At 59.6% G+C, this 21,988-nt stretch carries 19 protein-coding genes, 1 pseudogene and 1 riboswitch; of the genes and pseudogenes, 12 read left to right on the forward strand and 8 right to left on the reverse strand.

Annotated features, from left to right (window positions below; all coding sequences use genetic code 11):
• Positions 1-107: 107 nt before the first annotated feature.
• A complete protein-coding gene (locus tag PD282_RS02935) occupies positions 108-371 on the forward strand; it encodes a YqkE family protein (RefSeq protein ID WP_274648896.1) in 264 nt (87 codons plus the stop codon).
• Between the two features lie 116 nt (positions 372-487).
• On the opposite strand, the gene PD282_RS02940 is transcribed toward PD282_RS02935, so the two are convergent.
• Together PD282_RS02940 and PD282_RS02945 are read right to left on the reverse strand one after the other, a co-directional pair.
• Entirely contained in the window at positions 488-1,564 is a 1,077-nt protein-coding gene (locus tag PD282_RS02940; protein ID WP_274648897.1) for an aliphatic sulfonate ABC transporter substrate-binding protein, read from the reverse strand.
• A 27-nt stretch (positions 1,565-1,591) separates the two neighbouring features.
• Positions 1,592-2,950, reverse strand: coding sequence for an LLM class flavin-dependent oxidoreductase (locus tag PD282_RS02945; RefSeq protein WP_274648898.1), 1,359 nt, complete (start codon positions 2,948-2,950; stop codon positions 1,592-1,594).
• 362 nt (positions 2,951-3,312) lie between these two features.
• Between PD282_RS02945 and PD282_RS02950 the strand changes: the two genes are divergently transcribed.
• Entirely contained in the window at positions 3,313-4,317 is a 1,005-nt protein-coding gene (locus PD282_RS02950; protein WP_274648899.1) for an aldo/keto reductase, read from the forward strand.
• A 290-nt stretch (positions 4,318-4,607) separates the two neighbouring features.
• On the opposite strand, the gene PD282_RS02955 is transcribed toward PD282_RS02950, so the two are convergent.
• The 3 genes from PD282_RS02955 to PD282_RS02965 all read right to left on the reverse strand — a co-directional run bounded on the left by PD282_RS02955 (position 4,608) and on the right by PD282_RS02965 (position 6,644).
• A complete protein-coding gene (locus tag PD282_RS02955) occupies positions 4,608-4,802 on the reverse strand; it encodes a hypothetical protein (RefSeq protein ID WP_274648900.1) in 195 nt (64 codons plus the stop codon).
• 168 nt (positions 4,803-4,970) lie between these two features.
• Complete coding sequence (locus tag PD282_RS02960) at positions 4,971-5,819, reverse strand: ABC transporter permease (RefSeq protein ID WP_274648901.1); 849 nt, start codon at positions 5,817-5,819, stop codon at positions 4,971-4,973.
• A 42-nt stretch (positions 5,820-5,861) separates the two neighbouring features.
• Positions 5,862-6,644 carry an ABC transporter ATP-binding protein gene (locus tag PD282_RS02965; RefSeq protein WP_274648902.1) on the reverse strand — a complete coding sequence of 261 codons (783 nt, stop codon included), beginning with the start codon at positions 6,642-6,644 and terminating at the stop codon, positions 5,862-5,864.
• A gap of 397 nt (positions 6,645-7,041) precedes the next feature.
• A riboswitch (cyclic di-AMP (ydaO/yuaA leader) is annotated at positions 7,042-7,241 on the forward strand.
• 167 nt (positions 7,242-7,408) lie between these two features.
• On the opposite strand from PD282_RS02965, the gene PD282_RS02970 reads away from it, so the two are divergent.
• The 4 genes from PD282_RS02970 (at position 7,409) to PD282_RS02985 (ending at position 11,569) form a co-directional block, all read left to right on the forward strand.
• A complete protein-coding gene (locus tag PD282_RS02970; RefSeq protein ID WP_274648903.1) occupies positions 7,409-9,226 on the forward strand; it encodes an APC family permease in 1,818 nt (605 codons plus the stop codon).
• A 174-nt stretch (positions 9,227-9,400) separates the two neighbouring features.
• Entirely contained in the window at positions 9,401-9,811 is a 411-nt protein-coding gene (locus tag PD282_RS02975; RefSeq protein ID WP_274648904.1) for a VOC family protein, read from the forward strand.
• A 215-nt stretch (positions 9,812-10,026) separates the two neighbouring features.
• Positions 10,027-10,671 (forward strand): SOS response-associated peptidase, encoded by a 645-nt coding sequence (locus PD282_RS02980; RefSeq protein ID WP_274648905.1) that lies wholly within the window; start codon positions 10,027-10,029, stop codon positions 10,669-10,671.
• Between the two features lie 187 nt (positions 10,672-10,858).
• Complete coding sequence (locus PD282_RS02985) at positions 10,859-11,569, forward strand: HAD family hydrolase (protein WP_274648906.1); 711 nt, start codon at positions 10,859-10,861, stop codon at positions 11,567-11,569.
• Positions 11,570-11,589: 20 nt separating this feature from the next.
• Here the strand turns inward: PD282_RS02985 and PD282_RS02990 are convergent, their stop codons facing one another.
• Both PD282_RS02990 and PD282_RS02995 read right to left on the reverse strand, forming a co-directional pair.
• Positions 11,590-12,078, reverse strand: coding sequence for an 8-oxo-dGTP diphosphatase (locus PD282_RS02990; RefSeq protein WP_274648907.1), 489 nt, complete (start codon positions 12,076-12,078; stop codon positions 11,590-11,592).
• Positions 12,079-12,285: 207 nt separating this feature from the next.
• Entirely contained in the window at positions 12,286-13,446 is a 1,161-nt protein-coding gene (locus PD282_RS02995; protein WP_274648908.1) for an MFS transporter, read from the reverse strand.
• A 177-nt stretch (positions 13,447-13,623) separates the two neighbouring features.
• Here PD282_RS02995 and PD282_RS03000 point away from each other — a divergent pair, with 177 nt between their 5' ends.
• The 4 genes from PD282_RS03000 to PD282_RS03015 are packed head-to-tail and all read left to right on the forward strand — an operon-like array spanning position 13,624 to position 17,854.
• A complete protein-coding gene (locus PD282_RS03000) occupies positions 13,624-15,303 on the forward strand; it encodes a spore germination protein (protein ID WP_274648909.1) in 1,680 nt (559 codons plus the stop codon).
• The gene (locus tag PD282_RS03005; protein ID WP_274648910.1) at positions 15,251-16,363 is read left to right on the forward strand and encodes a GerAB/ArcD/ProY family transporter; all 1,113 of its coding nucleotides are present in this window, start codon (positions 15,251-15,253) and stop codon (positions 16,361-16,363) included. Before PD282_RS03000 ends, PD282_RS03005 begins: the two co-directional genes overlap by 53 nt.
• Complete coding sequence (locus PD282_RS03010) at positions 16,341-17,585, forward strand: Ger(x)C family spore germination protein (RefSeq protein ID WP_274648911.1); 1,245 nt, start codon at positions 16,341-16,343, stop codon at positions 17,583-17,585. The genes PD282_RS03005 and PD282_RS03010 overlap by 23 nt, the downstream gene beginning before the upstream one ends.
• A 59-nt stretch (positions 17,586-17,644) precedes the next feature.
• A complete protein-coding gene (locus PD282_RS03015) occupies positions 17,645-17,854 on the forward strand; it encodes a CLC_0170 family protein (protein WP_274648912.1) in 210 nt (69 codons plus the stop codon).
• A 113-nt stretch (positions 17,855-17,967) separates the two neighbouring features.
• Here the strand turns inward: PD282_RS03015 and PD282_RS03020 are convergent, their stop codons facing one another.
• On the reverse strand, positions 17,968-18,756 hold the full coding sequence (locus PD282_RS03020) for a helix-turn-helix transcriptional regulator (RefSeq protein WP_274648913.1): 789 nt from the start codon (positions 18,754-18,756) through the stop codon (positions 17,968-17,970).
• A gap of 106 nt (positions 18,757-18,862) precedes the next feature.
• On the opposite strand from PD282_RS03020, the pseudogene pyk reads away from it, so the two are divergent.
• Both pyk and PD282_RS03030 read left to right on the forward strand, forming a co-directional pair.
• A pseudogene (pyk, locus tag PD282_RS03025) lies at positions 18,863-19,891 on the forward strand (pyruvate kinase); the annotation flags it as partial.
• A gap of 122 nt (positions 19,892-20,013) precedes the next feature.
• Positions 20,014-21,960, forward strand: a complete 1,947-nt coding sequence (locus tag PD282_RS03030; RefSeq protein WP_274648915.1) for an ABC-F family ATP-binding cassette domain-containing protein — start codon at positions 20,014-20,016, stop codon at positions 21,958-21,960.
• The last annotated feature ends 28 nt before the right edge of the window (positions 21,961-21,988 follow it).

The raw sequence follows: 21,988 nt of genomic DNA on the forward strand, positions 1-21,988 counted from the left end.
TGCGGGATGATTTGCGGATCGGTCCCGGGACCGAGATGGCGGGGCGGTATCCGTCTGGTACGCGGGCGGGATCGCTGCTATAATGGGGAAAAACCGAGGTGATGGCAATGGCGAAACGAAAAGGGCCGGCCGCGCCGGCAAGGCCTGCAGCCGACGACAAACCGGCCACGCTGAAGGATCTGCTGAAGCCGGAGGTGCTCGGCAAGCTGAAGGCGCAGGCCGACGAGATGAAGGCGGCTGAAGCCAGGCGCAGGGAAGAGGAGCGGCAGCGCGCCGAGGAAGCGCGCAAAGCGGAGCAGAAGCGGCTTGACAACGATTTCGGCCATCTGCTCGAGAAGAGTAAGCTCAATTGGAAGCAATTCAAATCGTAAGCGTACATTGGCAGGCGAAGGGTCTGCCTAAACGAGCGAGCGGCGGTTCGGGATGCGATGAATGCCCGAACTACCGCTCGCATTTTCATATGGTCCGGAGGGCCGAGTCCCGGTGGTTACTTGCCTTCCTTCAGCTCCTTCAGCGCCTGATCGACGAACCGGCTGTCCAGCACCTGCGACGTATCGAGCTTCTTGTTGATCGCCCCGACGGAATAGAGGAAGTCGGCCTGCTCCTGATGAACCTTGGCAAATTCGGGCGTGATCGGCGACAGCAGCGGCTCGGATTTCTGAAGCACCTGAAGCACGATGTTTTTGTCCAGCTTGTTCGTTTTGGACAGCATATCGGCGACTTCTTCCAGATGAGAGGCGTAATACTCGCGTACTTTCTCGTACTCTTTCAGGAACAGTACCGTAAGGTCCGGATGCTCCTCGGTAAATTTGGTTCTCGCAATCAGGAAGCCCGGGGCGAAAATGTTCAGGTCCTGTCCTGTGACAAGCACAAGGTCCCCGCTCTGAACGACGGCCGTCGTTACATAAGGCTCCCAAACCGACCAGGCGTCGATGGCGCCCGTGTCGAGTGCGGGACGGGCCTCGTCCGGCTGAAGCTGTATGATCTGCACGTCCTTGTCGGTAAGACCGGCTTTCTCGAGCACGCGGTAAAGGAAGTTGTAGGCGCTGCTGCCTTTGGCGACGGCGATTTTTTTACCCTTTAAATCTTTCATGTCTTTAATGGCGCTGTTTTTGGGCAGGACGATGGCATTGCTTTTCTTTCCGTCGCCGGTGACGGCGATCGCCTTGAAGTCGACGCCTCCCGTCTGACCGGAAATAACAGGCGTGCCGCCGACGGACCCGAAGTCGAGCCGGCCCGAAGCGAGTGCCTCGAAATGGGGCGGACCGCTGGCGAATTCATACCATTTGACCTCGGCGCCCGCTTCGGCGAAGGCTTTATCGAAAGCTTTCGTCTCCCGCGCGTAGTATAAAATGCCGGTATTGCCCTGAACCCCGATATTAACCGTCACTTTCTCCTTTGGCTTGCCGCCCGGGCCCGAAGCGGTTCCGGACGGCTCGTTGGAGCCTCCGCCGGAAGCGCCTCCGCCGCTCCCCGCGCTGCACGCCGACAGCAGTCCGGCGCATAGGACGGCAATGATTCCGAATACCATCGTTTTTCTAATGTTCTTTTTTTTGCTGTTCATGCTGTTGTACCCCTCTCCTCTATTCGTTTATGTAGGCTCGCCGGCCTGCCGCAGCGCCGCAAACCGGTTCGCCGGCCGCTTCAGCCCCAGATGATCGCGGAGCATGCTTCCCGTATATTCGGTGCGGAACAATCCCCGGCTTCTCAGCTCGGGCAGCACCAATCGGATAAAATCCTCCAGCCCTCCCGGGAAATACGGAGCCATAATGTTGAAGCCGTCGCAAGCCCCGCCGGTAAACCATTCTTCCAGCCGGTCGGCGATCGTGACCGGCGAGCCGGCGATCGTCCAGTGTCCGCGCGCCCCTGCGATGCGGCGGCTTGCTTGCAGAATCGTCAGGCTCTCGCGCCGGGCGAGGTCTGAGATCAGGTGCAGCCGGCCTTTCACGCCGTCGGGCGTTTCCGGAAGCTCCGGAAAGGGGGCGTCCGGATCAAAGTCGGTCAAGTCGTGGCCGATCATTCCGGAGAGCAGCGCGATGCCCGCGGCTGGGTGGATCAAGCTCTGCAGGTAGTCGTTCTTTTCCTGCGCCTCCTTGTCGGTCGCGGCGACGACCGGGAACACGCCCGGCAAAATTTTCACGTCGTCCGCCGCCCTTCCGTACCGGACCGCCCGCGCTTTGACGTCGTCGTGGAACGCTTTTGCTTCGTCCAGTGTCTGCCAGGCGGTGAAGATGACCTCCGCCGTCAGCGCGGCGAAGTCGCGTCCGTCCTCGGAGGAGCCGGCCTGGATGACGACGGGGCGGCCCTGCGGCGGCCGGGAGACGTTCAGCGGCCCGCGGATGTTGAACCATTTGCCTTCATGATCCGCGGAATGGACCTTCGACTTGTCCGCGAAGATGCCGCCTGCCTTATCCAGCACGATCGCGTCATCCTCCCAGCCGTCCCACAGCTTCGTCACGACGTCGATATATTCGCGCGCCCGCTCGTAGCGCAGATGGTGCTCCAGATGCCGCTCCTTGCCGTAGTTGGCCGCAGCGCCGCGGTTGGCTGTCGTCACGATATTCCAGGCGGCGCGGCCGCCGCTCAGATGATCGAGCGTCGCGAACTGGCGCGCGATCGTATACGGCTCGCTGTAGGTCGAGGAGACGGTGCCGGTCAGTCCGATTTTTTCCGTGACGGCGGCGAGGGCGGACAGCAGGACGATCGGCTCCGGACGTACGGGGGACATATACGACACGGCCGTGTCGAGCTGGTCGGACAGGGCCAGTACGTCCGCGAAAAAAATCATGTCGAACTTGGCGTCTTCGGCGATGCGGGCCAAGTGCGCATAATGGCGGAAATCCAGAATCCCTTCCGCATTGGCGCCGGGATGACGCCACGCGGCCACATGATGGCCGGCCCCGGACAGGAAGGCGCCGAGGCTCATTTGTTTTCTCGTTTCGGTGGACATACAAGATCACTCGCTTTCTTGAATGGCTTGCTGCCGGACAAACGCAAAAAAGGAGACCGCCAGCGCTGCAGGTTTGCAGTGCGAAGGTCTCCGGTAGTCCGGTCGAATTCATTTAATTCCGATTGGAACGGTATGTTATAAAAGGTAGCAGATCGGATTCCATCCGTCAATCCTTTTTTTGCGCCGTCAGCAGCGGGTTCTCCGTTGACAGAAACCGGGACGAGGAGTAACATGAAGACACTTATAAACCCGATCCGTACGGTCGGGTTTAATCGCCGATATGCCGTAAACGTTTACATCCTGCTGTTACACTCATGCGGCTGCGGCTTTTTGAACCTTAATCATGAACGGGAGGCGCGAAAATGCAGTATCGCAAGCTTGGCAGAACGGGGCTGAAGGTATCCGAGGTCAGCCTCGGCGCGATGGCGTTCGGAAGATGGATCGACGAGGAGGCGTCGGTGAAGGTGCTGGACGCCGCGCTCGATGCCGGTATCAATCTGGTCGATACGGCCGACGTGTACGGCAAAGGAATGGACCTGTCCGACCCGCTGCAGACGGGCGAATCCGAGACGATTTTGGGCCGCTTGATGAAGGGCCGCCGGGAAAAAATCATCCTGGCGACGAAGGTGCACGGGCGCGTCGGAAACGAGCCGAACGACGCGGGGCAAAGCCGGTATCATATTTTTCGGGCGATCGAGAACAGTCTGCGGCGGCTGAACACCGATTACGTCGACCTGTACCAGGTGCACCGCTTCGACCCGGAGACGCCGCTGGACGAGACGCTGGGTGCGCTCGACGATCTCGTGCGCCAGGGCAAAGTCCGCTACATCGGCTGCTCCAATTTTGCCGCCTGGCAGATCGCCAAAGCGCACGGCATCAGCGCGGTGCGGCAGCTGCACCGCTTCGAGAGCGTGCAGCCGGAATACAGCCTCATTACGCGCAATATCGAGCCGGAGCTTGTTCCGTTCGCGCTGTCGGAAAGCGTCGGCATCATCGTGTACAGCCCGCTCGGCCGCGGCATTTTGTCCGGCAAATACCGGCCCGGTGAAGCGCCGCCGGCCGATTCGCGTCTGGCCGCGGGCGAGCAGCGGCTGAAGGCGCTGATCGGCAACGAAAGGAGCCTGGCGATCGTGGATATTATTCGCCCGCTTGCCGAGCGCCGCGGACTTTCGCTCGCGCAATACGCCCTGGCGTGGGTGCTCAGCCGTCCAGGTATCACGTCCGCCATTCTCGGCGCGTCCAAGCCGGAGCACATTACGTCGGCGGCCGGCCGCTGGGACGAACGGCTGTCGCAGGAGGAGCTGGACGAAATCGACCGTCTGACGGCGCATTTGAACAACATCGGAAAATCGCTGGTGAAGCAGTAATTCCAGGATGCGGACAAACGAAATCCCCGGAGCCGAATTTCGGCGCCGGGGATTTTGTGTTCGCCGGTGCGAGTTGGTGGGTAATTGCAGGCTGCAGCCGTGCCTGTCGCCGCTGCTCAAAAGCGCTTTTCGCTGCCGAAGCCGCAAGCGGCACCCTGACCGCGAACGCTGCGGCTGCGAGCCGCCGCGGCAGCCGCGCGCGGCTTCTTCGGCGTCCAAGGCACTCCTGCTACGGCTGCGAGCCGTCGCGGCCGCTTACCATATCTTCCGCAGCACCCAGGGCGCGCCCGTTACGACTGCGAGCTGTCGTGGCCGTAGCTCGCACCTTCCGAGCCGTTCAGGTTCGAACCGGCTTTCTCGTTCTCCGCGCTGCGCTTGTACGCGACGACGACGATGCTGCCGTCCGCAGAGTCGGACAAATCCCGCTCGAGCTCCTGCAGCCGTTTGATTTCGGCGGGCGTCAAATCCGCCGGTGAATATTGCATTTTACCGCCTCCCGGTCAGTGAGTCTGATCCTATTATTGCCCGTTTCAGCGGGATTTACCCCCGTTCCCGGACATGCAGATACGAACCGCGCGGAACAAAATAAACGGCCCGTGCAGGCATTTTGCCCGCGCAGGCCGTTTGTTTTTCGGAGGCTTGGAGAAGAAGGGCTATCCTCCGTAGCTGTCCCTCCAGCGAAGCAGGCGCCGTTCGAGGAACCGGACGAGCGAATCGGTCAGCTTCCCGACGAGGGCGAAAATGAGAATGCCGACGAACACGATCGGCGTTTGCGAGAACTGCCGGGCGTCCATGATCAAATAGCCGATCCCCGCGCTCGAGCCCATGAGCTCTGCGACGACGAGGCCGAGCCAGGCGACGCCAAGCGACAGCCGGATGCCGAGCAAAATGTTCGGCAGAGCCGCGGGCACGATGAGCAGCGCGATCTGCTTGAAGCGGCTGTACTGCAGGACGCGGGAGACCTCGAACAGCTTGATGTCGACGCCGCGGATGCCGAGAAACGTATTGACGTAGACGGGGAAAAAGGCGCCTTTGGCGATCAGCAAAATTTTCGACAGCTCGCCGAAGCCGAACCACAGGATGAACAGCGGCGTTACCGCCAAATGCGGGATCATCCGCAGCATTTGCAGCGACGGATCGAGCGTCTGCTCGAAACGGCGCACGAAGCCGACCAGAATGCCGAAGACGAGCCCGAGTCCCGCCCCGAGTCCGAAGCCGAGCGCGGCGCGGTACATGCTGATTTCAAGATGGCCGAAAAGCTCTCCCGTGCGGATCAGGTCCGCGAAGGCGGCGGCAATTTCAAGCGGCGTCGGGAGAAGCGTCTCCGACGTCAGCCCGAGATTTCCGGCCGCCTGCCATGCGGCGAGCAGAATGACCGGCAGCGCAAGGCCAAGCAAGGCGCCGCGCGACTTGGGCCCGGGCCTCCACTTCTTCGCCGGCGTCTCGGCAGGGGAGGACGGCGTCCCGATTCCGGATGCCGGAGGAACGTACACTTTATTCATTTTTTGATCACCTCATCGTTAAATTGGGCCCGGTCCGGCCGGTCAGATACTGTAGCTGGCTTCGGGCTTCGGATCGTCGATTTTCTCAAACTCGCCGATGATGCGGACGCGATATTCCTGGAAAGCCATTGACGTTTTCTTCCGCGGAAAAGGCAGGTCAATCGGCACGACGCTGCGAACCGAGCCCGGGCGGGGCTTCAGGATGACAACGCGCTCCGCCAAATAGATCGCCTCGTCGATATCGTGCGTGACGAAAATCATCGTCGTCCGGTTGGTTTCCCAGATGTCGAGCAGCACCTCCTGCATATGGCTGCGGGTAAAAGCGTCCAGCGCGCCGAATGGCTCGTCGAGCAGGAGCACCTTCGGGCTGCGGAGCAGCGCCCGGGCGATCGATACGCGCTGGGCCATCCCGCCCGACAGCTCGCGCGGGTACGAGCGTTCAAACCCCTTCAGCCGGACAAGCCCGATCAGCTCGTCGACCTTCTCCCGCACCTCCGGCTTCTTCAGCGAAAGATCCCCCGCAATATTACGTTCGACGGTCAGCCACGGGAAGAGCCGCGGCTCCTGAAAAATGAACCCTTTGTCGATGCCCGGTCCGATTACCTCCCTTCCGTCAAGCCGGACCGCTCCGGTATGCTCCGTATCGAGGCCGGCCAAAATTTTCAGCAGCGTGCTTTTGCCGCAGCCGCTCGGTCCGATGACGGTGATGAATTCGCCTTCTTTCATTTGCAGGTCGATGTTGTGCAGGGCCTGCACCGGCCCGGCCTTGGTTTCGAAGCGCCGGTTCAGGCCGGCGATGTCGATTTGGACGGCACTCACGCACATTCGCTCCTTTCGCTTTGCGCCCCATAAAAAAAGAGGCATTTTCGCCCTTTAGCGAAAATGCCTCCGTTTGTACGGTTGGCGCCCCTATGCGGTTTATAAATCGTCTTAATCTCATAAATCCGATAAAAATTATTGTATATGGAAAACATCGTAACAAGGCGGAAGCCCGATGTCAATGCCTTTTTGCTTCCTTTTTTGCCGCCCTGTTCAAGCGATGCTGGTGCGGGTTTTCAGCGAAATCCACAGCAAGAGGCCGCGATCATAAGGCCGGCCGATAAAACGGCCTGCAGCGGCGGAAGGATACACGAAATATCGCTTCATACCGGTCTTTTCTATTCTTTACAGCCGAGCCCCGGCGGAGTATGATTCGATTCGTGATTATTTCGCAGTTTATTTTATTATTGGATCGCTGAATTTCCGCCAGACAGGCGGAAAGCGGGGGAACCGACAGTGCGGGACCGGCCGGGGCCAAGAGCCCGGTTCGATTATCGCACGGGGGTGAATCGCATTCGGACCTTATGGGTCCCGGACGCGTAGGGCGACTCATGCCGCCCGAATCCGGCAGCTAACTTCGCAAGCGTGGACATGGGAGGCGGATATGAATTGTAAACGGACCTGAACGGCCGCAGAGGAACAGGGAGACTCTGTGTTTTTGTGCTGTGCGGAAATGGTTATTGATACGAAAGTAGTACCCGGCTAAGGCCGGGCAATCCGGGAAAAATAAAAAAGCGCTCCGGACGATTTTCAAAGGAGAGTCCACACTGATGGTAAATAAATTGAAGCGCTTCTTGATCGGGCGGCCGATGAAGTCGACCGAGCTTGAAGACGAGAAGCTCGGCAAGCTGAAGGCGCTCGCGGTGCTGTCGTCCGATGCGCTGTCGTCCGTCGCATACGGCACGGAGCAAATTTTGCTCGTGCTGATGGCTGCTGGATTCGCGGCCGTCTGGTATTCGCTGCCGATTTCGCTGGCCGTGCTGGGGCTGCTGACGGTGCTTATCCTCTCGTACCGCCAGACCATCTACGCCTATCCGACCGGAGGCGGAGCGTATATCGTGGCCAAAGACAATCTGGGCGTGCCGACCGGGCTGGTGGCCGGCGGATCGCTGCTTGTCGATTATATTTTGACGGTCGCGGTGAGCTCGTCTGCGGGAACGGACGCCATCACGTCGGCATTTCCCGTGCTGCACGATTACCGCGTGCTGATCGCGCTTGTCATGATCGTGTTTCTGACGATTATGAATTTGCGGGGCATTACGGAGTCGGCTTCGTTATTGGCGGTGCCGGTGTACCTGTTTGTCGTCGCGATTTTCGTCCTGATTATTTCCGGCTTGATTAAATATGCGGCGGGCGGCATTCATGCGGCGGCTCCCGAAATCGGCACGACCGTATCGAACATCAGCCTGTTTCTGCTGCTGAAGGCGTTCAGCTCGGGCTGTTCGGCGCTCACCGGCGTCGAGGCGGTGTCGAACGCCATCCCGAACTTCAGGCAGCCGGCCGAGCGCAACGCGGCGATGACGCTTATGATGATGGGCCTCATCCTGGGCAGCATGTTCATCGGCATCAGTGTGCTCGCTTATTTGTTCGGCATTGCGCCGGATCCGAAGGAAACGGTCGTCTCGCAGATCGCCGAATCGACCTTCGGGCGCAGCGTGCTCTATTACGCGATCCAGGGGATCACGGCACTTATTTTGTTTCTGGCCGCGAATACGGCGTATTCCGCTTTTCCGCTGCTTGCCTTCATGCTGGCGAAGGATAAGTTCATGCCGCATATGTTCAAGGTGCGCGGCGACCGGCTGGGATTCTCGAACGGCATTATTTTTCTCGGCGTCATGTCCATGCTGCTCGTCATCGCCTTCCACGGCGATACGGAAAATCTGATTCCGCTGTACGCGGTCGGCGTATTCATCCCCTTTACGCTGTCGCAGCTCGGGATGATGGTCCGGTGGGTCCGGCTGAGGCCGCCGGGCTGGGCCGTGAAATTCGCGATCAATACGATCGGCATGCTGACGACGCTGACGATCACGCTCATTTTCATTTTTACAAAGTTTACGCAAATCTGGATGGTATTCGTTTTTCTGCCCGTCGTCATCTATTTGTTCAACCGTATTCACCGGCATTACCGGAACGCGGCCGAGGAGCTGCGCATCAACATCAAGTCCGACAAGCCGTGCATCAAAGGGAGTACAATCGTCGTCCCGGTCGCCGGCATTACGCGCGTCGTACTGAACTCGATCAGCTATGCCAAATCGCTGACCGACAACGTGCTCGCCGTCTACGTCGGCTTCGACGATGAGGAAATCCGGAAGATGGAGGAGCGGTGGGAAGAGTGGAATCCGGGCATCCGGCTGATCGTGCTGCGGTCGCGCTACCGCAGCGTCATGAAGCCGCTCATCAAATTTATCGAGACGGTGGAATGGAAAACGGCGGAAACCGACCATATCACGATTCTCATTCCGCAGTTCATCACGAAGCATTGGTGGGAAAACCTGCTGCACAACCAGACCAGCCTGCTGATCCGCGCCTACCTATACAACCAGAAGGACGTCGTTATCGCCACGGTGCCGTTCCATCTGAACCGCTGATGCCCTCCGGAATTTCGCGGCCGGTAAAACGAGTGCATCCTATCGTTAATCCTTCCTCGTAAATGCCGTGCAAAACGGTGGGGAAAACCGCAATCCGGAAGAAATCCATCTGCCGCTATCGTGATACGATAAAGGAAGATTTCTAACTCCCGCAGATGAAAGGAAGGATAACGAATGGCGAAACTGACGCCCTACATTTTCTCGGAGGATGCCAAAGCGCAGGCCGATTTTTACATCGAGGCGCTCGGCGGAAAAATGAACTCCATCTTGTTGCACGGCGATCTGCCGGATGCGAAGGAAGAGATGAAGGATAAGGTGATGCATCTTTGCGTGGAAGCGGCGGGCGTATCCATTTTTATGTCGGACATTGCGAACATGCAGGTGAGCCGGGGCGATTTCATTAATCTGGCGCTCGAATTCGGTGCGGAAGCGGAAGCTTATGCCGCTTTCGAGAAGCTGTCCGAGGGCGGCGTCGTGCATGATCCGCTCAAGCCGGCTTTCTGGGGCTCGCTGTTTGGCCGGCTGCAGGATAAGTTCGGCGTCAGCTGGATGATCACGACCGCATCGGCAGCGCAGGAAGGCTGAATGCCTCGCAGAGAAAAGCCGAATTCATCATCTATCGTGAGGCCGCCGGAGCATCCGGCGGTCTTTTTGTATGCCTTCCCCTACCAAGCCGGGCAGATAGGAACCCCCGCGCATTCCGCGGATATGTCGGCGATAACTAAATTTGAACGTCTTAGGCACCTGCTGCATGAATATGGGATTTCCAGCAAATACTAATGCGGACAGGAGGTGGCCGCATGTGCCAATCGTTATCCATAACCGCTGAAGTATCGGAGCTTTCGGACCGTTTTCAATTGGATCAGGTGCTGTTTTATACGTCGAACCGCCACGAAATTAATCCGACCGAGTCGGTTTCCGCGATCATCGAGCATAAAGGAAGCAGGGTGCTGGACGATTTTCGCTGGGGGCTGATGCCGTATTGGGCGAAGGATTCGCTCCGGATGGACAGCCGGACGATGCTGTGGAAGCCGATTTTCGACCGGATTTTGAAGAAGCAGCGATGCGTCATTCCGTGCAGCGCCTTCTATGTGAGCCGGACGGAAGGGAAGAAGACGGTGCGTGCCAAGCTGGCGATGAAGAGCGGCACGTTCGGCATCGCCGGGCTGTACGACGTGTTTCGTTCGGCATCAGGCGAAGAAATGCGGACGTGCACGATTCTGATGACGCAGTCGAATTCGCTCGTGTCGCCTTACTCCGCACTGATGCCGGCGATTCTGGAGACGGAGGACGTGGACCGGTGGCTGCGCCGGGACGCAGGCGAACCCGGGAGGCTCCACGACATGCTGCGGACGATGGACGCGATGCGGATGGTGTCAATTCCGCTGGACGCCTACGGAGAAGCGGATTCCGGCTTCGAAGCGCCGCGCCCGAAGCTGGTTTGATTTTGCCGGCGGAAATCAGGCTCATTCCCTTTGATTCGGGAGTGAGCTTTTTTGATGAACTTATTTTCGATGAATCCCGTAATCTTTGTTCCGGACTTTGATTTCACCCGAAATGGAACCGAAACTAGAGAAAAATCGCGGTTATGATATAGTTAATATTATTTAATACCTATGGGGGACATGGCTTATGAACATTACCGGCATTCAAAGCCGCATCGAGGCGGTATTTTTCGATTTGGACGATACGCTGTACGATCAGCTGGATTCGTTCCGCGGAGCGGTAGAGGACACGCTGCCGGCCGATTTATGGGCGGGCCTTGAAATGGACGAGCTGTTCCGCAGGGTGCGTTATTACGGCGACCGGCTTTTGGACCGCTATGCGGCAGGTAAACTGACGTTTAAAGAGCTGCGTGTGCAGCGGATGATACTGGCGTTCGCGGACCTCGGCATCGCGCTGGACGAGCGGCAGGCGGAGACGCTGCAAACCCGGTACCGGAACGGTCAACAGCGCATCAAGCTGTCACCGGGGGCGGGAGAGCTGATTGCCGCCCTGCAGCGCGGCGGACTCGACGTCGGGATCTTGACGAACGGGCCGGTCGACCACCAGATGAACAAAATCCGCTCCCTCGGCCTCGACGCCGTTATCCAGCCGGGCCGGCTGTTCATTTCCGACGCGCTCGGCATCGCCAAGCCCGATCCGCGGGTCTTTCTGCAAGTCAGCGAGATTACCGGCCATGCGCCGGAGCGGTGCCTCTATGTCGGGGACGCCTGGGTCAACGACGTAACGGGTCCCCTCGAAGCGGGCTGGCATTCGATTTGGCTGAACAAGCGGGGCGACGCGCCGAGCTCGGGCCACCGGCCGGACCGTATCGTGGGAGCGCTCGAAGACATCGCTTGAAGAGGGGGAGCGACGGCGCGCTACAATTTCCGCACGGAAACGGAGCGCGCCGTCTTGCTTTCCTCTTCCCATTCTTCGTGAATTTCGAAGGTGCCCTCCTCAAAGAAGAGCGGGAAACGCCGCCTGAACCACGGCTGCATCGGAAGCGCCTCCGCCTCGCGGATCGGCACCCAATGAAGCTCGCCTTCCGGCGGATCGTTCAGCAGCTCGCCCTCGAACGAGGCCGCGATGTAATTAAACACGATATACCGATAATTGCGGTCTTGATTCACATATTCATCGATCCCTTTGAACGTCAGATCCTTCACACGCAGGCCCGTTTCCTCCCAAACCTCGCGGATCGCGCCCTGCGCCGGGCTTTCCGGCATTTCGATCCTCCCGCCCGGCCCGATAAAGCCGGGGAAGCCCCGGCTGTCCGGCCGGTTGATCAGCAGCACCCGGTCGCCATCCACTATCAGGCACATGGTATACATGTCGCATTTCATTTCTTTTTGAACCGCAGCTTCCATCGTGTTAAAACATCCTCTTTCATGAAAATTGATTGCACCCTCCGCAAAACGGTCGGCGAAGGCTTTATTCGCGTTTCCGATATGGCGGACCGCCGTTACGAAACGCCGAACACCGCGCATTGAAGCATCACACTCGCAAGCTATATGACGCTAACGATTAAGAACGCGAAACGTTAAGCCGGTTATAACACAGTTCACCCGTCCGCCTCACGAAGAGATGCCGGTATCGATGCGCAGCTCCCGCCGGAAAGCGACGAGCGCGAACAGCAGCATGCTGGCGACCGTGATGACCGAGCTGTATAGAAACAGCTTCTGCATGCCGAAATGCTCGCTCGCGATACCGCCCGCGAAGCTGCCGATCATGCGCGCGATGCCCAGGTTGATCAGTCCGTTCAGCGTCTGCCCGCTCGCCTTCAGCTCGCCGGGCACCTCCTTGTTAATAAAAACCGACATCGTCACGGAGATGACGATGAAGATCAGCCCGTGCAGCGCCTGCACCGGCAGGATGGCGTAAGGACTGTGCAGCACGGAAAACAGCAGCCAGCGCAGCGCGGTCGCGGCGGCGGCCCCGAGCAAAATATACGGGATGCGCACCCGGCTGAAAATTTTGCCCGACAGGAGCAGGAACGGCACTTCGCTGACGGCCGATATCGCGGCCGACCAGCCGAGCAGCCCGTTGTCCGCGCCGAGCCCTTTGAAGAACAGCGGGAAAAAGGCGTAATAGTAGCCGAGCGTGAGGTTGATCGCGAAGCAGAACCCGAGATACAGCACGAGTCGGCGGTTCGCAAACAGCTGCCAAATCTGCATTTTGCGGCCCGCGTACTGGTGCCCCTTTACCTTCGGAAAACGCAGCAGGAGCAGAAGGCCGGCCAGCATCACGAGGGCGAACGTCCCGAACATCGAGCCGATATGCTCCTTGGCATAAAAGCCGAACAGCAGGGACATGACGGCATAGCCGAACGTGCCGCCCATGCGGATGATGCCGTAGCTGCCCGCCTGGCGTCCGAGCGCCTCGAGCGTGATCGCGTCGGTAATGGCGAACGCCGGCGTCTGGAAAAACGTAAACAGGCACATGATGAGCAGCAAATAAGCGAAGCTGTCGTGAAGCGGGTAAAGCAGCATCGACACCCCGCTTCCGGTCAGCAAAATCGTCAGGATCAAATTTTTCGTCCGCGATTTATCGCCGAGCGATCCCCATACGGGCTGAGCGAGAACGGCGACCAGCGGCCCGAAGCTCAGCAGCCCGCCGATCTGCGCCTGCGTGAAGCCGACCGACTGAAAATAAACGGGCATAAACGTGCCGGAGACGGCGCTGCCCATGTAGAGGATCACATAAAAAAACAGAAACACCCAAATGTTTGCGGCCATTGCGCCGAAGCTCCCCCATTCGCTGCGTTTTGCGCATCCTTAATCAATTCGAGGAGGCGTTTCGATTTCCTCCCGGCCGTTTGCGTTGTAATAAAAACGAACGATTTGCTAAGAATAACCTTGCGAGGAAAATCCGGAAAGCGAAAGAAACGGATGGACAGGGGGAGGTGATGCCGAATGGCATTCAATCGCAACACGCCGACGAAGAAAAAGCCGAGAACGCCGAGCGAAGTGGTGGCGGAGCATGAGCATACCCGCGTCTCCGGCGATCTGGACCAGCTGATCAAGATGGTAGACGCGATACTCGGGCAGAACGAGGATTTTGTCGAGCGTCGTTTCAACATCTTCGGCAAGTTTCCGGCCGTCATGTTTTATTTTTCCGATATGGTCGCCCATCAAGACATTAATATGGAAATTATGAAGCCGCTTATGTATGTTCCCAAACACCTCGCAGATCAGCCGATCGAGTTCGCCGACCTCAAGGACGTGCTCGCGAGCAACGTGCTGCATTATGGCCAGCTGAGCTACGAGTGCAATATCGCTGCCCTGATCGAGTCGTTGATGGTCGGATCGACGGTGATCGCGATCCAGGACATGGGCGAAGCGGTCGTCGTATCGACCCGCAACATCGAGAAGCGCTCGATTACGCAGCCCCAGACGGAGCAGGTCATCCGCGGCCCGCGCGAAGGGTTTATCGAGCAGCTGAGCACGAATATCGGTCTGATGCGCTACCGGCTGCAGACGCCGGATTTCCGTGTGAAAACATTAAAAGTCGGCCGGCTGACGAAGTCGAAGGTCGTCGTTTGTTATATCGATGGTATCGCCAACCCGGCGCTGGTCGACGAAGTGGAAAGGCGGCTGTCGGAAATCAAAATCGACGGCGTGCTCGACGTCGGGTATTTGGAGCAGTTTATCGAGGACAATCATTTCTCGCCGTTTCCGCAGGTGCAGAATACGGAGCGGCCGGACAAAGCCGTCGCCAATCTGATGGAGGGCCGGGTCATCATCATGGTCGACGGCTCGCCTTTCGGGCTGATCGTGCCCTCGGTGTTTACCCAGTTTTACCAGACGGTGGAGGATTACTCCGAGCGGTTTCTGATGGTCAGCTTCGTTCGGCTCGCCCGGCTCGTGGCGCTCGTCTTCTCGCTCGTATTCCCGGCGCTGTACGTAGCGGTCATCTCGTTCAACCCCGAGCTGATTCCGACGGAGTTTGCGGTTGCCGTCGCCGGCGGCCGCGCCGGCGTGCCGTGGCCGTCCGTCATCGAGGTGCTCATTATGGAGGTGACGATGGAGGTGCTGAGGGAGGCGACGCTGCGGCTGCCCCAGCAGGTGGGCGGCGCGCTCTCCATCGTCGGCGTGCTTGTCGTCGGACAGGCCGCCGTTTCCGCCGGCTTCACCAGCCCGATTACGGTCGTCATTATCGCCCTGACGACGATCGGCTCGTTCGCCACCCCGGCCTACAACGCGGCGCTGGCCTTGCGGCTGCTGCGTTTTCCGCTGATCATTATGGCCGGTATGTTCGGCTTGTACGGCGTCATGGTCGGGCTCATCTTCATTATCAATCACGTGCTTTCGCTCAAATCGTTTGGCGTGCCATATATGAGCCCGATCGTGCCGGGCAATTTCGAAGGCATGAAGGATACCGCCGCGCGCTGGCCGCTGTGGAGCATGTTCAAGCGGCCCGCCATGCTTCATACCGGACAGAAGCAGCGGGTGGGAGACGGCACGATGAAGGCGGTCAACGACGCGCCGGTCAACACGCTCGATCCGCTTAAGGTCGGCAACGATAGGAGGGAAATTGGCGATGGAGAATCCGCGTCAGATCACGACGATTCAGGCGGCGGCCATTCTGATTAGCACGATTATCGGAGTCGGCGTGCTGCCCCTGCCGCTGTTCGCCGTTCGGGCGGCTGATACCGGTGCGCCGCTTGTCACGCTGCTCGGGGGAGCCGTCGGCTTCGTCGGACTCGCGCTGATCGTCATGCTCGGCAAACGTTTTCCGACGAAAGACATCATTCAATACAGCGAAGATATACTCGGCAAATGGTTCGCCCGCTTGGGCAGCCTGCTCGTGATCGGCTTCTTCGCCATCCTGACCTCGCTTGCGGCCCGGGAATTCGGCGAGGTCGTCGTCACGTCCGTTCTGAAGCGGACCCCGCTCGAGGTGACGGTAACGGTCATGCTGCTGCTTGCCGCTTTCTCGGCCCGAAACGGCATCGGCACGTTTACCTACATCCACCACTTTTATTTGCCCGCCATGGTATTCCCTTCGCTGCTCATCATCGTGCTTTCGTTTAAGAACGCCGAAGCGACCAATCTGCTCCCGCTTTGGGGAAACGATCCGAGCGGCATGCTGCCGGGAGTGCTGACGATCGCCTCGCTGTTTCAGGGCTCTTTCATTATGACGCTGGTCGTACCATACATGCGCCGCCCGTCCAAGGCGATGAAAGCCAGCTTCTGGGCGATCGTCATCGCGGGCGGCATGTATTTGCTGACCGTCGTTGCCGCCGTCGGCGTATTCGGTCCGGAAGAGACGAAGATTTTGCTCTGGCCGACGCTGGAGCTGGCCAAGACGACCTCGCTGCCCGCCAATGTGCTCGAGCGGCTGGATGCGGCGTTTCTGGCCGTTTGGGTAACCGCCGTCTTCACGACGCTGTATGCAACCTATTATCTGACCGTACATGCGATGAGCAAGCTGCTGCGCCTACGGGATCACAAAATGTTTTCGCTGTCCCTGCTGCCCTTCGTTTTCATCATCGCGATGCAGCCGAGAAACGTGATTAATATGTATGAAGTCATTACAACAGTCGGCCGGCTCGGACTGCTGATCACGATCGGCTATCCGGCACTGCTGCTGGCGGTCGCGGTTTTTCGCAAAAAAAGAGGTGAGCCGATTGAGAAGATTGAACAGAAGTAGCCGGGCGGCGCGGCTCCTCAAGCTCATCTGCATCGTCTCGATGACCGCGCCTCTGCTTACCGGCTGCTGGGACCGGCTGGAAATCGACGAGCGGGGTGTCGTGCTCGGCATCGGCATCGATGTCGCGCCTCCGAAGGAGAAGCGGGAGGAGTCGCTCGTGACGACGCTCGATCCGAAACAGCCGCGAACGAACAAGCCGCTGGTCCGCATTACGGTCCAGATTGCCGTACCGGGACGGATTCCGCTCGGTCCGGGCGAAGGCGGCGGAGGCGGGAACGCCGGGGCGGCCAAGACCGTGTGGATCATCGACGTCGTCGGCCGCACGATCGACGATGCCGTATCGAACTTGCAGCAGCAAATATCCGCGCCGCTCTTCTTCGGCCACTTGCGGATTATTGTCGTTTCCGAGGAATATGCAAGAAGCGGGCTGCAGAACATTAACGACTACTTTCACCGCAACTCCGAAATCCGCCGTACGACCTGGATGGTCATTTCGAAGGGCAAGGCCAAGGCGATTATGCAGGCGTCCCCGGAGCTGGAGCGGGTTCCGAGCCTGTACCTGCAGTCCAGCATGGATCAGGCCGTGCGGATGGGCAAGCTGCCGAACGTCTTCCTGGGCGTGTTTTGGAGCGCGGTCTCGAAGAAAGGGCAGGAGGCTTATTTGCCTTATGTCGTGATGAAGAAAAAAAATAACATCCAGATTGCCGGGCTCGCTTATTTCAGGGAGGACCGGATCGTCGGGACGACAAAGCCGCTGGAAATCGCCATTCTGATGGCGATCAAAAACATGAATCCGGCGGGCTACCAGACCTTCGCGCCGATCAGGGGGATGGGCGCCGCCGTTTACACGGCTACGCACCGGAAATCGAAGATTGAGGCCGAGCTGCGAAACGGGATTCCGCATTTTAAGATCCATGTCGAAATCGAGGGCAATATCCGCGAGAAAACGGACGAAGGGTTCACGATCGATCCCAATACGATCGCGAAGATTCAGCGGGATATCGAGTCCTTTAACGAAAAGTCGAGCAACGAATTAATCAAGATGACGCAGAAGGAGGGGGCGGATATTTTCGGTTTCGGCGAGTATATCCGCGCGTACAAATGGGGCTACTGGAACAGCCGGGTGAAAACGAAGGAAAAATGGCAGGAAATTTACAAGGATATCACCTTCGAGGTGGACACCCGCGTCCATGTCCGGCGTGTCGGGATGAAAGCCGTCTGATTTGCGGTCCGGCCGCGACACTGTCAGGAGTTTGAACAGGGGAAAGGAGGGGACGTTCCTTGCAATTCGGCGGAGGCATCGGGTATATAGGCTTTATCGTCACGCTGATGCTGATTACGGGCATTCTTACGCTGCGCATCGACACGAAGCGGTATGAGGTTTCGGGGATGAAACGGGAGCAAAAAGCGGCGCGTATCGTCGGCTGGTTTAACGTGGTCATTGCGATCGGCATCTATATCGGGAACTGGGTCATTCACAAGTTTGCCTAAGTCAGGTGCGGTCGGCGTTCGCTGAGCAAGGCGGCAACGTTTGAAAGCTCCCCGCCGGCAATTCCGGAGCGTCCGCTGCGGCTGGTATTAATGAGCGGTCCAGTCACAGGCGGTCAATCGCGGCCGGTCCGCTCCGCGGTCAGTTCGGACGGAAGGCGGCCGATCACGCGTTTGAACACGCGGTTGAAATAGGACGGATCGCTGTAGCCGAGATGCCCCGCGATCTCCTGCACCGTCAGCTGCGAATGGCGCAGCATATAATCCGCCGTCTTCGCCCGCTTCAGGTGGACGTATTCGCTGATCGTCATGCCCGTGACGCTGCGGAACAGCGACGCGGCATAATTCGGGCTGACGCCGATGCAGGCGCCGAGCTCGTGCTTCGTCACTTTATTGCGGTAGTGGTCCTCGATATAGCGTTTCATCCGCTCGATATGGCGAATGGCCGACGGCGCCCGGCCGCCCTCGTCGATTTCACGGCTCACCGTGACGATCAGCTCGGTCAGCAGAGCGGAGCACATGACGGAGAAATACCGGTCGCGCTCGGTCCACTGCCCGGTGAGCAGCAGCAGCTTGTCCAGGAGCAGCTCCGGCATATGAGTCGCCCAGTGCAGCGGATCGGAGCGGGCGAGCAGCGGCAGCTGCCGGTTCGTCTCCGCCGAGGAGGGGCTGAACCGGACCGTCAGGCTTTCGCGAATGCCGCCTTGACCGCGCACCTCCGCCGCCGGAACGCCGGCGGGGATGAGCAGCAGCTCGTTTTTGCGGCAGACGGCCGGCTTGCCCCGGAATTCGAAGGCGCAGCTGCCGAAACGGACCCAGACCAGCGTGTAGCAGTCGGAGCCGATCGTCTTCCGTTCCTGAGCCGGATAGCCGCGCTCTTCTCGAATGTCGAAAATATTGAACATCAACGCCGCTCCGTTCGAATCGTACTATACTACAATCAATGTACTATAGTTCATCGCTTAGCCGCAACGGTTCTTTTACAATAAGACGTAAGGGAGCGTGAACGACTTGAAAACGACGAAAATCGTATGTACGATGGGACCGGCCTGCCTGTCCGCCGATATTTTGACGCAGATGATCCAGTCCGGCATGAATATCGCGAGGCTCAACCTGGCGCACGGCGAGCTGGACGATCACCGCTCGCGGATCGAGCTGGTGCGCGAAACGGCCGCCCGCCTGAATACTTCGGTCGGCGTGATGCTCGATATCAAAGGGCCCGAAATTCGCACGGGGCTGCTTCAGCAGCCGTCGTATACGCTGAAGAGCGGCGAATTTCTTACGCTGACGACCGAGCAGATCGCGGGCACGGAGAAGCGGATCTCCGTCTCCTACGATTTGGCGCAGGACGTGACGCCCGGCTCGCGCATTATGATCGACGACGGCCTGATCGAGCTGGAGGTGCGGCGCATCGAAGGCGCGGACGTCGTCTGCCTGATCAAGAACGGCGGGGTCATCAAATCGCGCAAGGGCGTCAATTTGCCGGGCGTGCGCACGAGCCTGCCGGGCGTGACGGAACGCGACAGGCTGCACATACAGTTCGGCATCGAGTACGGCGTTGACATGATCGCCATGTCGTTCGTGCGCCGCGCCGAGGACGTGCTGGAAGTCAAGCGGATGCTCGCGGAGAAGGGCGCCGGACATATCCAGGTCATTTCCAAAATCGAAAACCAGGAAGGGCTCGACGAGCTGGAGGCGATTATCGAGGCGTCCGACGGCATTATGGTGGCGCGCGGCGATCTGGGCGTGGAAATTCCGGTCGAGGACGTGCCGTTTGCGCAGAAGCGGATGATTACGGCGTGCAACCGCGCCGGCAAATTCGTCATTACGGCGACGCAGATGCTCGAGTCGATGCAGGCGAATCCGCGCCCGACCCGCGCCGAGGCGTGCGACGTAGCGAACGCCGTTTGGGACGGCACGGACGCAGTGATGCTGTCCGGCGAAACGGCCTCGGGCGGCTTTCCCGTCGAGGCGGTGCGCACGATGGCGGCGATCGCCCGCAAGGCGGAGCAGTCGGCTGCGGCGGTGGCCGAATGCCACGACGCCGTGAAGAAAGATTTGATCGGAGCGTAGCCGATCGTTTAAAGTTAATAGAAGCGGCAGGGAGCCGGCTCCTTGAGCGGCGGCACCTGCGATCTATTACACGTTAGGCGGGAAGCGGTATGCACGTATTGACAGTGGATCATATTACGAAAAGCTACGGCGAAAAAATATTGTTTGAAGACGTGTCGTTCGGCGTGGAGACGGGCGACAAAATCGGCATCATCGGCGTGAACGGCACGGGCAAGTCGACGTTCATGCGCGTGGTCGCAGGACTGGAGCCCCCTGATTCGGGCTCTATTCTTGTGGGCGGCGGCGTGACGGTACGCATGCTGGCGCAGGATCCGGCCTTTGATCCGGAGCAGACGGTGCTGGAGCATGTGCTCGCCGGCGATTCGGAGCCGCTGCGCGCCGTCCGGGCGTACAACGAGGCGCTGATCGCGCTCGAGCTGCGGCCGGACAATGCCGGCCTGCAGGAGCGGCTCGTCCGGGCGAATCAGCGGATGAACGAACTCGACGCCTGGACGATCGAGACCGAGGCGAAGACCGCGCTCACGAAGCTCGGCATCGGCCGGTTCGATGCGCGGCTCGGAACGCTGTCCGGCGGGCAGCGCAAGCGGGCCGCAATGGCGGCGGCGCTCGTCCAGCCGGCCGACGTGCTGCTGCTCGACGAGCCGACCAACCATATCGACAACGAGTCGGTCGCATGGCTCGAGCAGATGCTGCAGAAGCGCAAGGGCGCGCTGCTGATGATTACGCACGACCGTTATTTTCTCGACCGGGTAACGAACCGGACGCTCGAGCTCGACCGGGGACGGGCGTTTTTCTATACCGCAAACTACAGCCGGTTTCTCGAGCTGAAGCTGGACCGGGAGGAGCGCGAGGCGGCGTCGGAGGCGAAGCGGCAAAACCTGCTGCGGGGAGAGCTGGCCTGGATCCGCCGCGGCGCGAAGGCTCGCTCGACGAAGCAAAAGGCGCGCATCGAGCGCTTCGAAGCGCTGCAGGCGGCAGCGCCGGAGAAATCGGCCGGCAAGCTGGACGTCTCGGTCGCTTCGACCAGGCTCGGCAGGAAAATTGTTGAAATCAGCGGCCTGGCGAAATCGTTCGGGGAGCAAACCGTCATCCGCGATTTTGATTATATCGCCGTGCCGGAGGACCGGGTCGGCATCGTCGGACGCAACGGCCTCGGCAAGTCGACGCTGCTGAAGCTGATCGCCGGCCAGCTGCAGCCGGACGCCGGCGAAGTGGTGCTCGGGCCGACGGTGAAGCTCGGCGTTTTCTCGCAGGAGCGGGAGGAGATGGACGAGTCGCTGCGCGTCATCGAATATATCCGCGAAGGCGCGGAGCAGGTTGCGACCGCGGACGGCACGACGATCGCGGCGGCGCAGATGCTCGAGCGGTTTCTGTTCCCGCCGGCGCAGCAGTGGTCGCTTATCGCGAAGCTGTCCGGCGGCGAGAAGCGCCGGCTGCAGCTGCTGCGCGTGCTGATGGAAGCGCCGAACGTGCTGCTGCTCGACGAGCCGACGAACGATCTGGATATCCAGACGCTGACCGTGCTCGAGGATTATCTCGACGATTTCCCCGGCGTCGTCTTCGTCGTCTCGCACGACCGGTATTTCCTCGACCGGGTCGCGGACCGGATCTTTGCGTTCGAAGGCGACGGCGTTGTCACGCAGCATGTCGGCAGCTTCAGCGACTATGCGGAGAGCGCGGCAAGGAGTGACGACGCCGGTTCGGCCGCGGAGAGCGGCGGAGCAGGGGCCCGGCCCGGCGGTGCCGCGGGAAGCCGCGCCGCCCGTGCGGGGGAGGCCGGCGGAGAAGAGAAGCCGCTGAGGATGAGCTACAAAGAGCAGAAGGAATTCGAGACGATCGACGACGAAATCGCAAAGGCGGAGGAGGCGCTCCGGGAAGTGGCCCGCCGCATGGACGAATCGGGCAGCGACTCCGCGCTGCTGCAGGAGCTCGTCCGGCAGCAGGAGGAGCTGGAAGCCGGGCTGGAGCAGCTTATGGAGCGGTGGACTTATCTGAACGAGCTGGCCGAGAAAATTGCGGCGGCGAAGAACCGATAAGACAATCTCAGAGGAACTGGTATGTGAC

The organism is Paenibacillus humicola, from assembly GCF_028826105.1.
Lineage (GTDB): Bacteria > Bacillota > Bacilli > Paenibacillales > Paenibacillaceae > Paenibacillus_Z > Paenibacillus_Z humicola.

Bases quoted from the DNA above. Each gene is read 5' to 3' on its own strand.
- PD282_RS03030 (WP_274648915.1), top strand. From the start codon at position 20,014: ATGCACGTATTGACAGTGGATCATATTACGAAAAGCTACGGCGAAAAA.
- PD282_RS02970 (WP_274648903.1), top strand. From the start codon at position 7,409: ATGGTAAATAAATTGAAGCGCTTCTTGATCGGGCGGCCGATGAAGTCG.
- PD282_RS02940 (WP_274648897.1), bottom strand. From the start codon at position 1,564: ATGAACAGCAAAAAAAAGAACATTAGAAAAACGATGGTATTCGGAATC.
- PD282_RS02995 (WP_274648908.1), bottom strand. From the start codon at position 13,446: ATGGCCGCAAACATTTGGGTGTTTCTGTTTTTTTATGTGATCCTCTAC.
- PD282_RS03000 (WP_274648909.1), top strand. From the start codon at position 13,624: ATGGCATTCAATCGCAACACGCCGACGAAGAAAAAGCCGAGAACGCCG.
- PD282_RS03020 (WP_274648913.1), bottom strand. From the start codon at position 18,756: ATGTTCAATATTTTCGACATTCGAGAAGAGCGCGGCTATCCGGCTCAG.
- PD282_RS02975 (WP_274648904.1), top strand. From the start codon at position 9,401: ATGGCGAAACTGACGCCCTACATTTTCTCGGAGGATGCCAAAGCGCAG.
- PD282_RS02960 (WP_274648901.1), bottom strand. From the start codon at position 5,819: ATGAATAAAGTGTACGTTCCTCCGGCATCCGGAATCGGGACGCCGTCC.
- PD282_RS02990 (WP_274648907.1), bottom strand. From the start codon at position 12,078: ATGGAAGCTGCGGTTCAAAAAGAAATGAAATGCGACATGTATACCATG.
- PD282_RS02945 (WP_274648898.1), bottom strand. From the start codon at position 2,950: ATGTCCACCGAAACGAGAAAACAAATGAGCCTCGGCGCCTTCCTGTCC.
- PD282_RS02985 (WP_274648906.1), top strand. From the start codon at position 10,859: ATGAACATTACCGGCATTCAAAGCCGCATCGAGGCGGTATTTTTCGAT.
- PD282_RS02935 (WP_274648896.1), top strand. From the start codon at position 108: ATGGCGAAACGAAAAGGGCCGGCCGCGCCGGCAAGGCCTGCAGCCGAC.
- PD282_RS02955 (WP_274648900.1), bottom strand. From the start codon at position 4,802: ATGCAATATTCACCGGCGGATTTGACGCCCGCCGAAATCAAACGGCTG.
- PD282_RS02950 (WP_274648899.1), top strand. From the start codon at position 3,313: ATGCAGTATCGCAAGCTTGGCAGAACGGGGCTGAAGGTATCCGAGGTC.
- PD282_RS02980 (WP_274648905.1), top strand. From the start codon at position 10,027: ATGTGCCAATCGTTATCCATAACCGCTGAAGTATCGGAGCTTTCGGAC.
- PD282_RS03005 (WP_274648910.1), top strand. From the start codon at position 15,251: ATGGAGAATCCGCGTCAGATCACGACGATTCAGGCGGCGGCCATTCTG.
- PD282_RS02965 (WP_274648902.1), bottom strand. From the start codon at position 6,644: ATGTGCGTGAGTGCCGTCCAAATCGACATCGCCGGCCTGAACCGGCGC.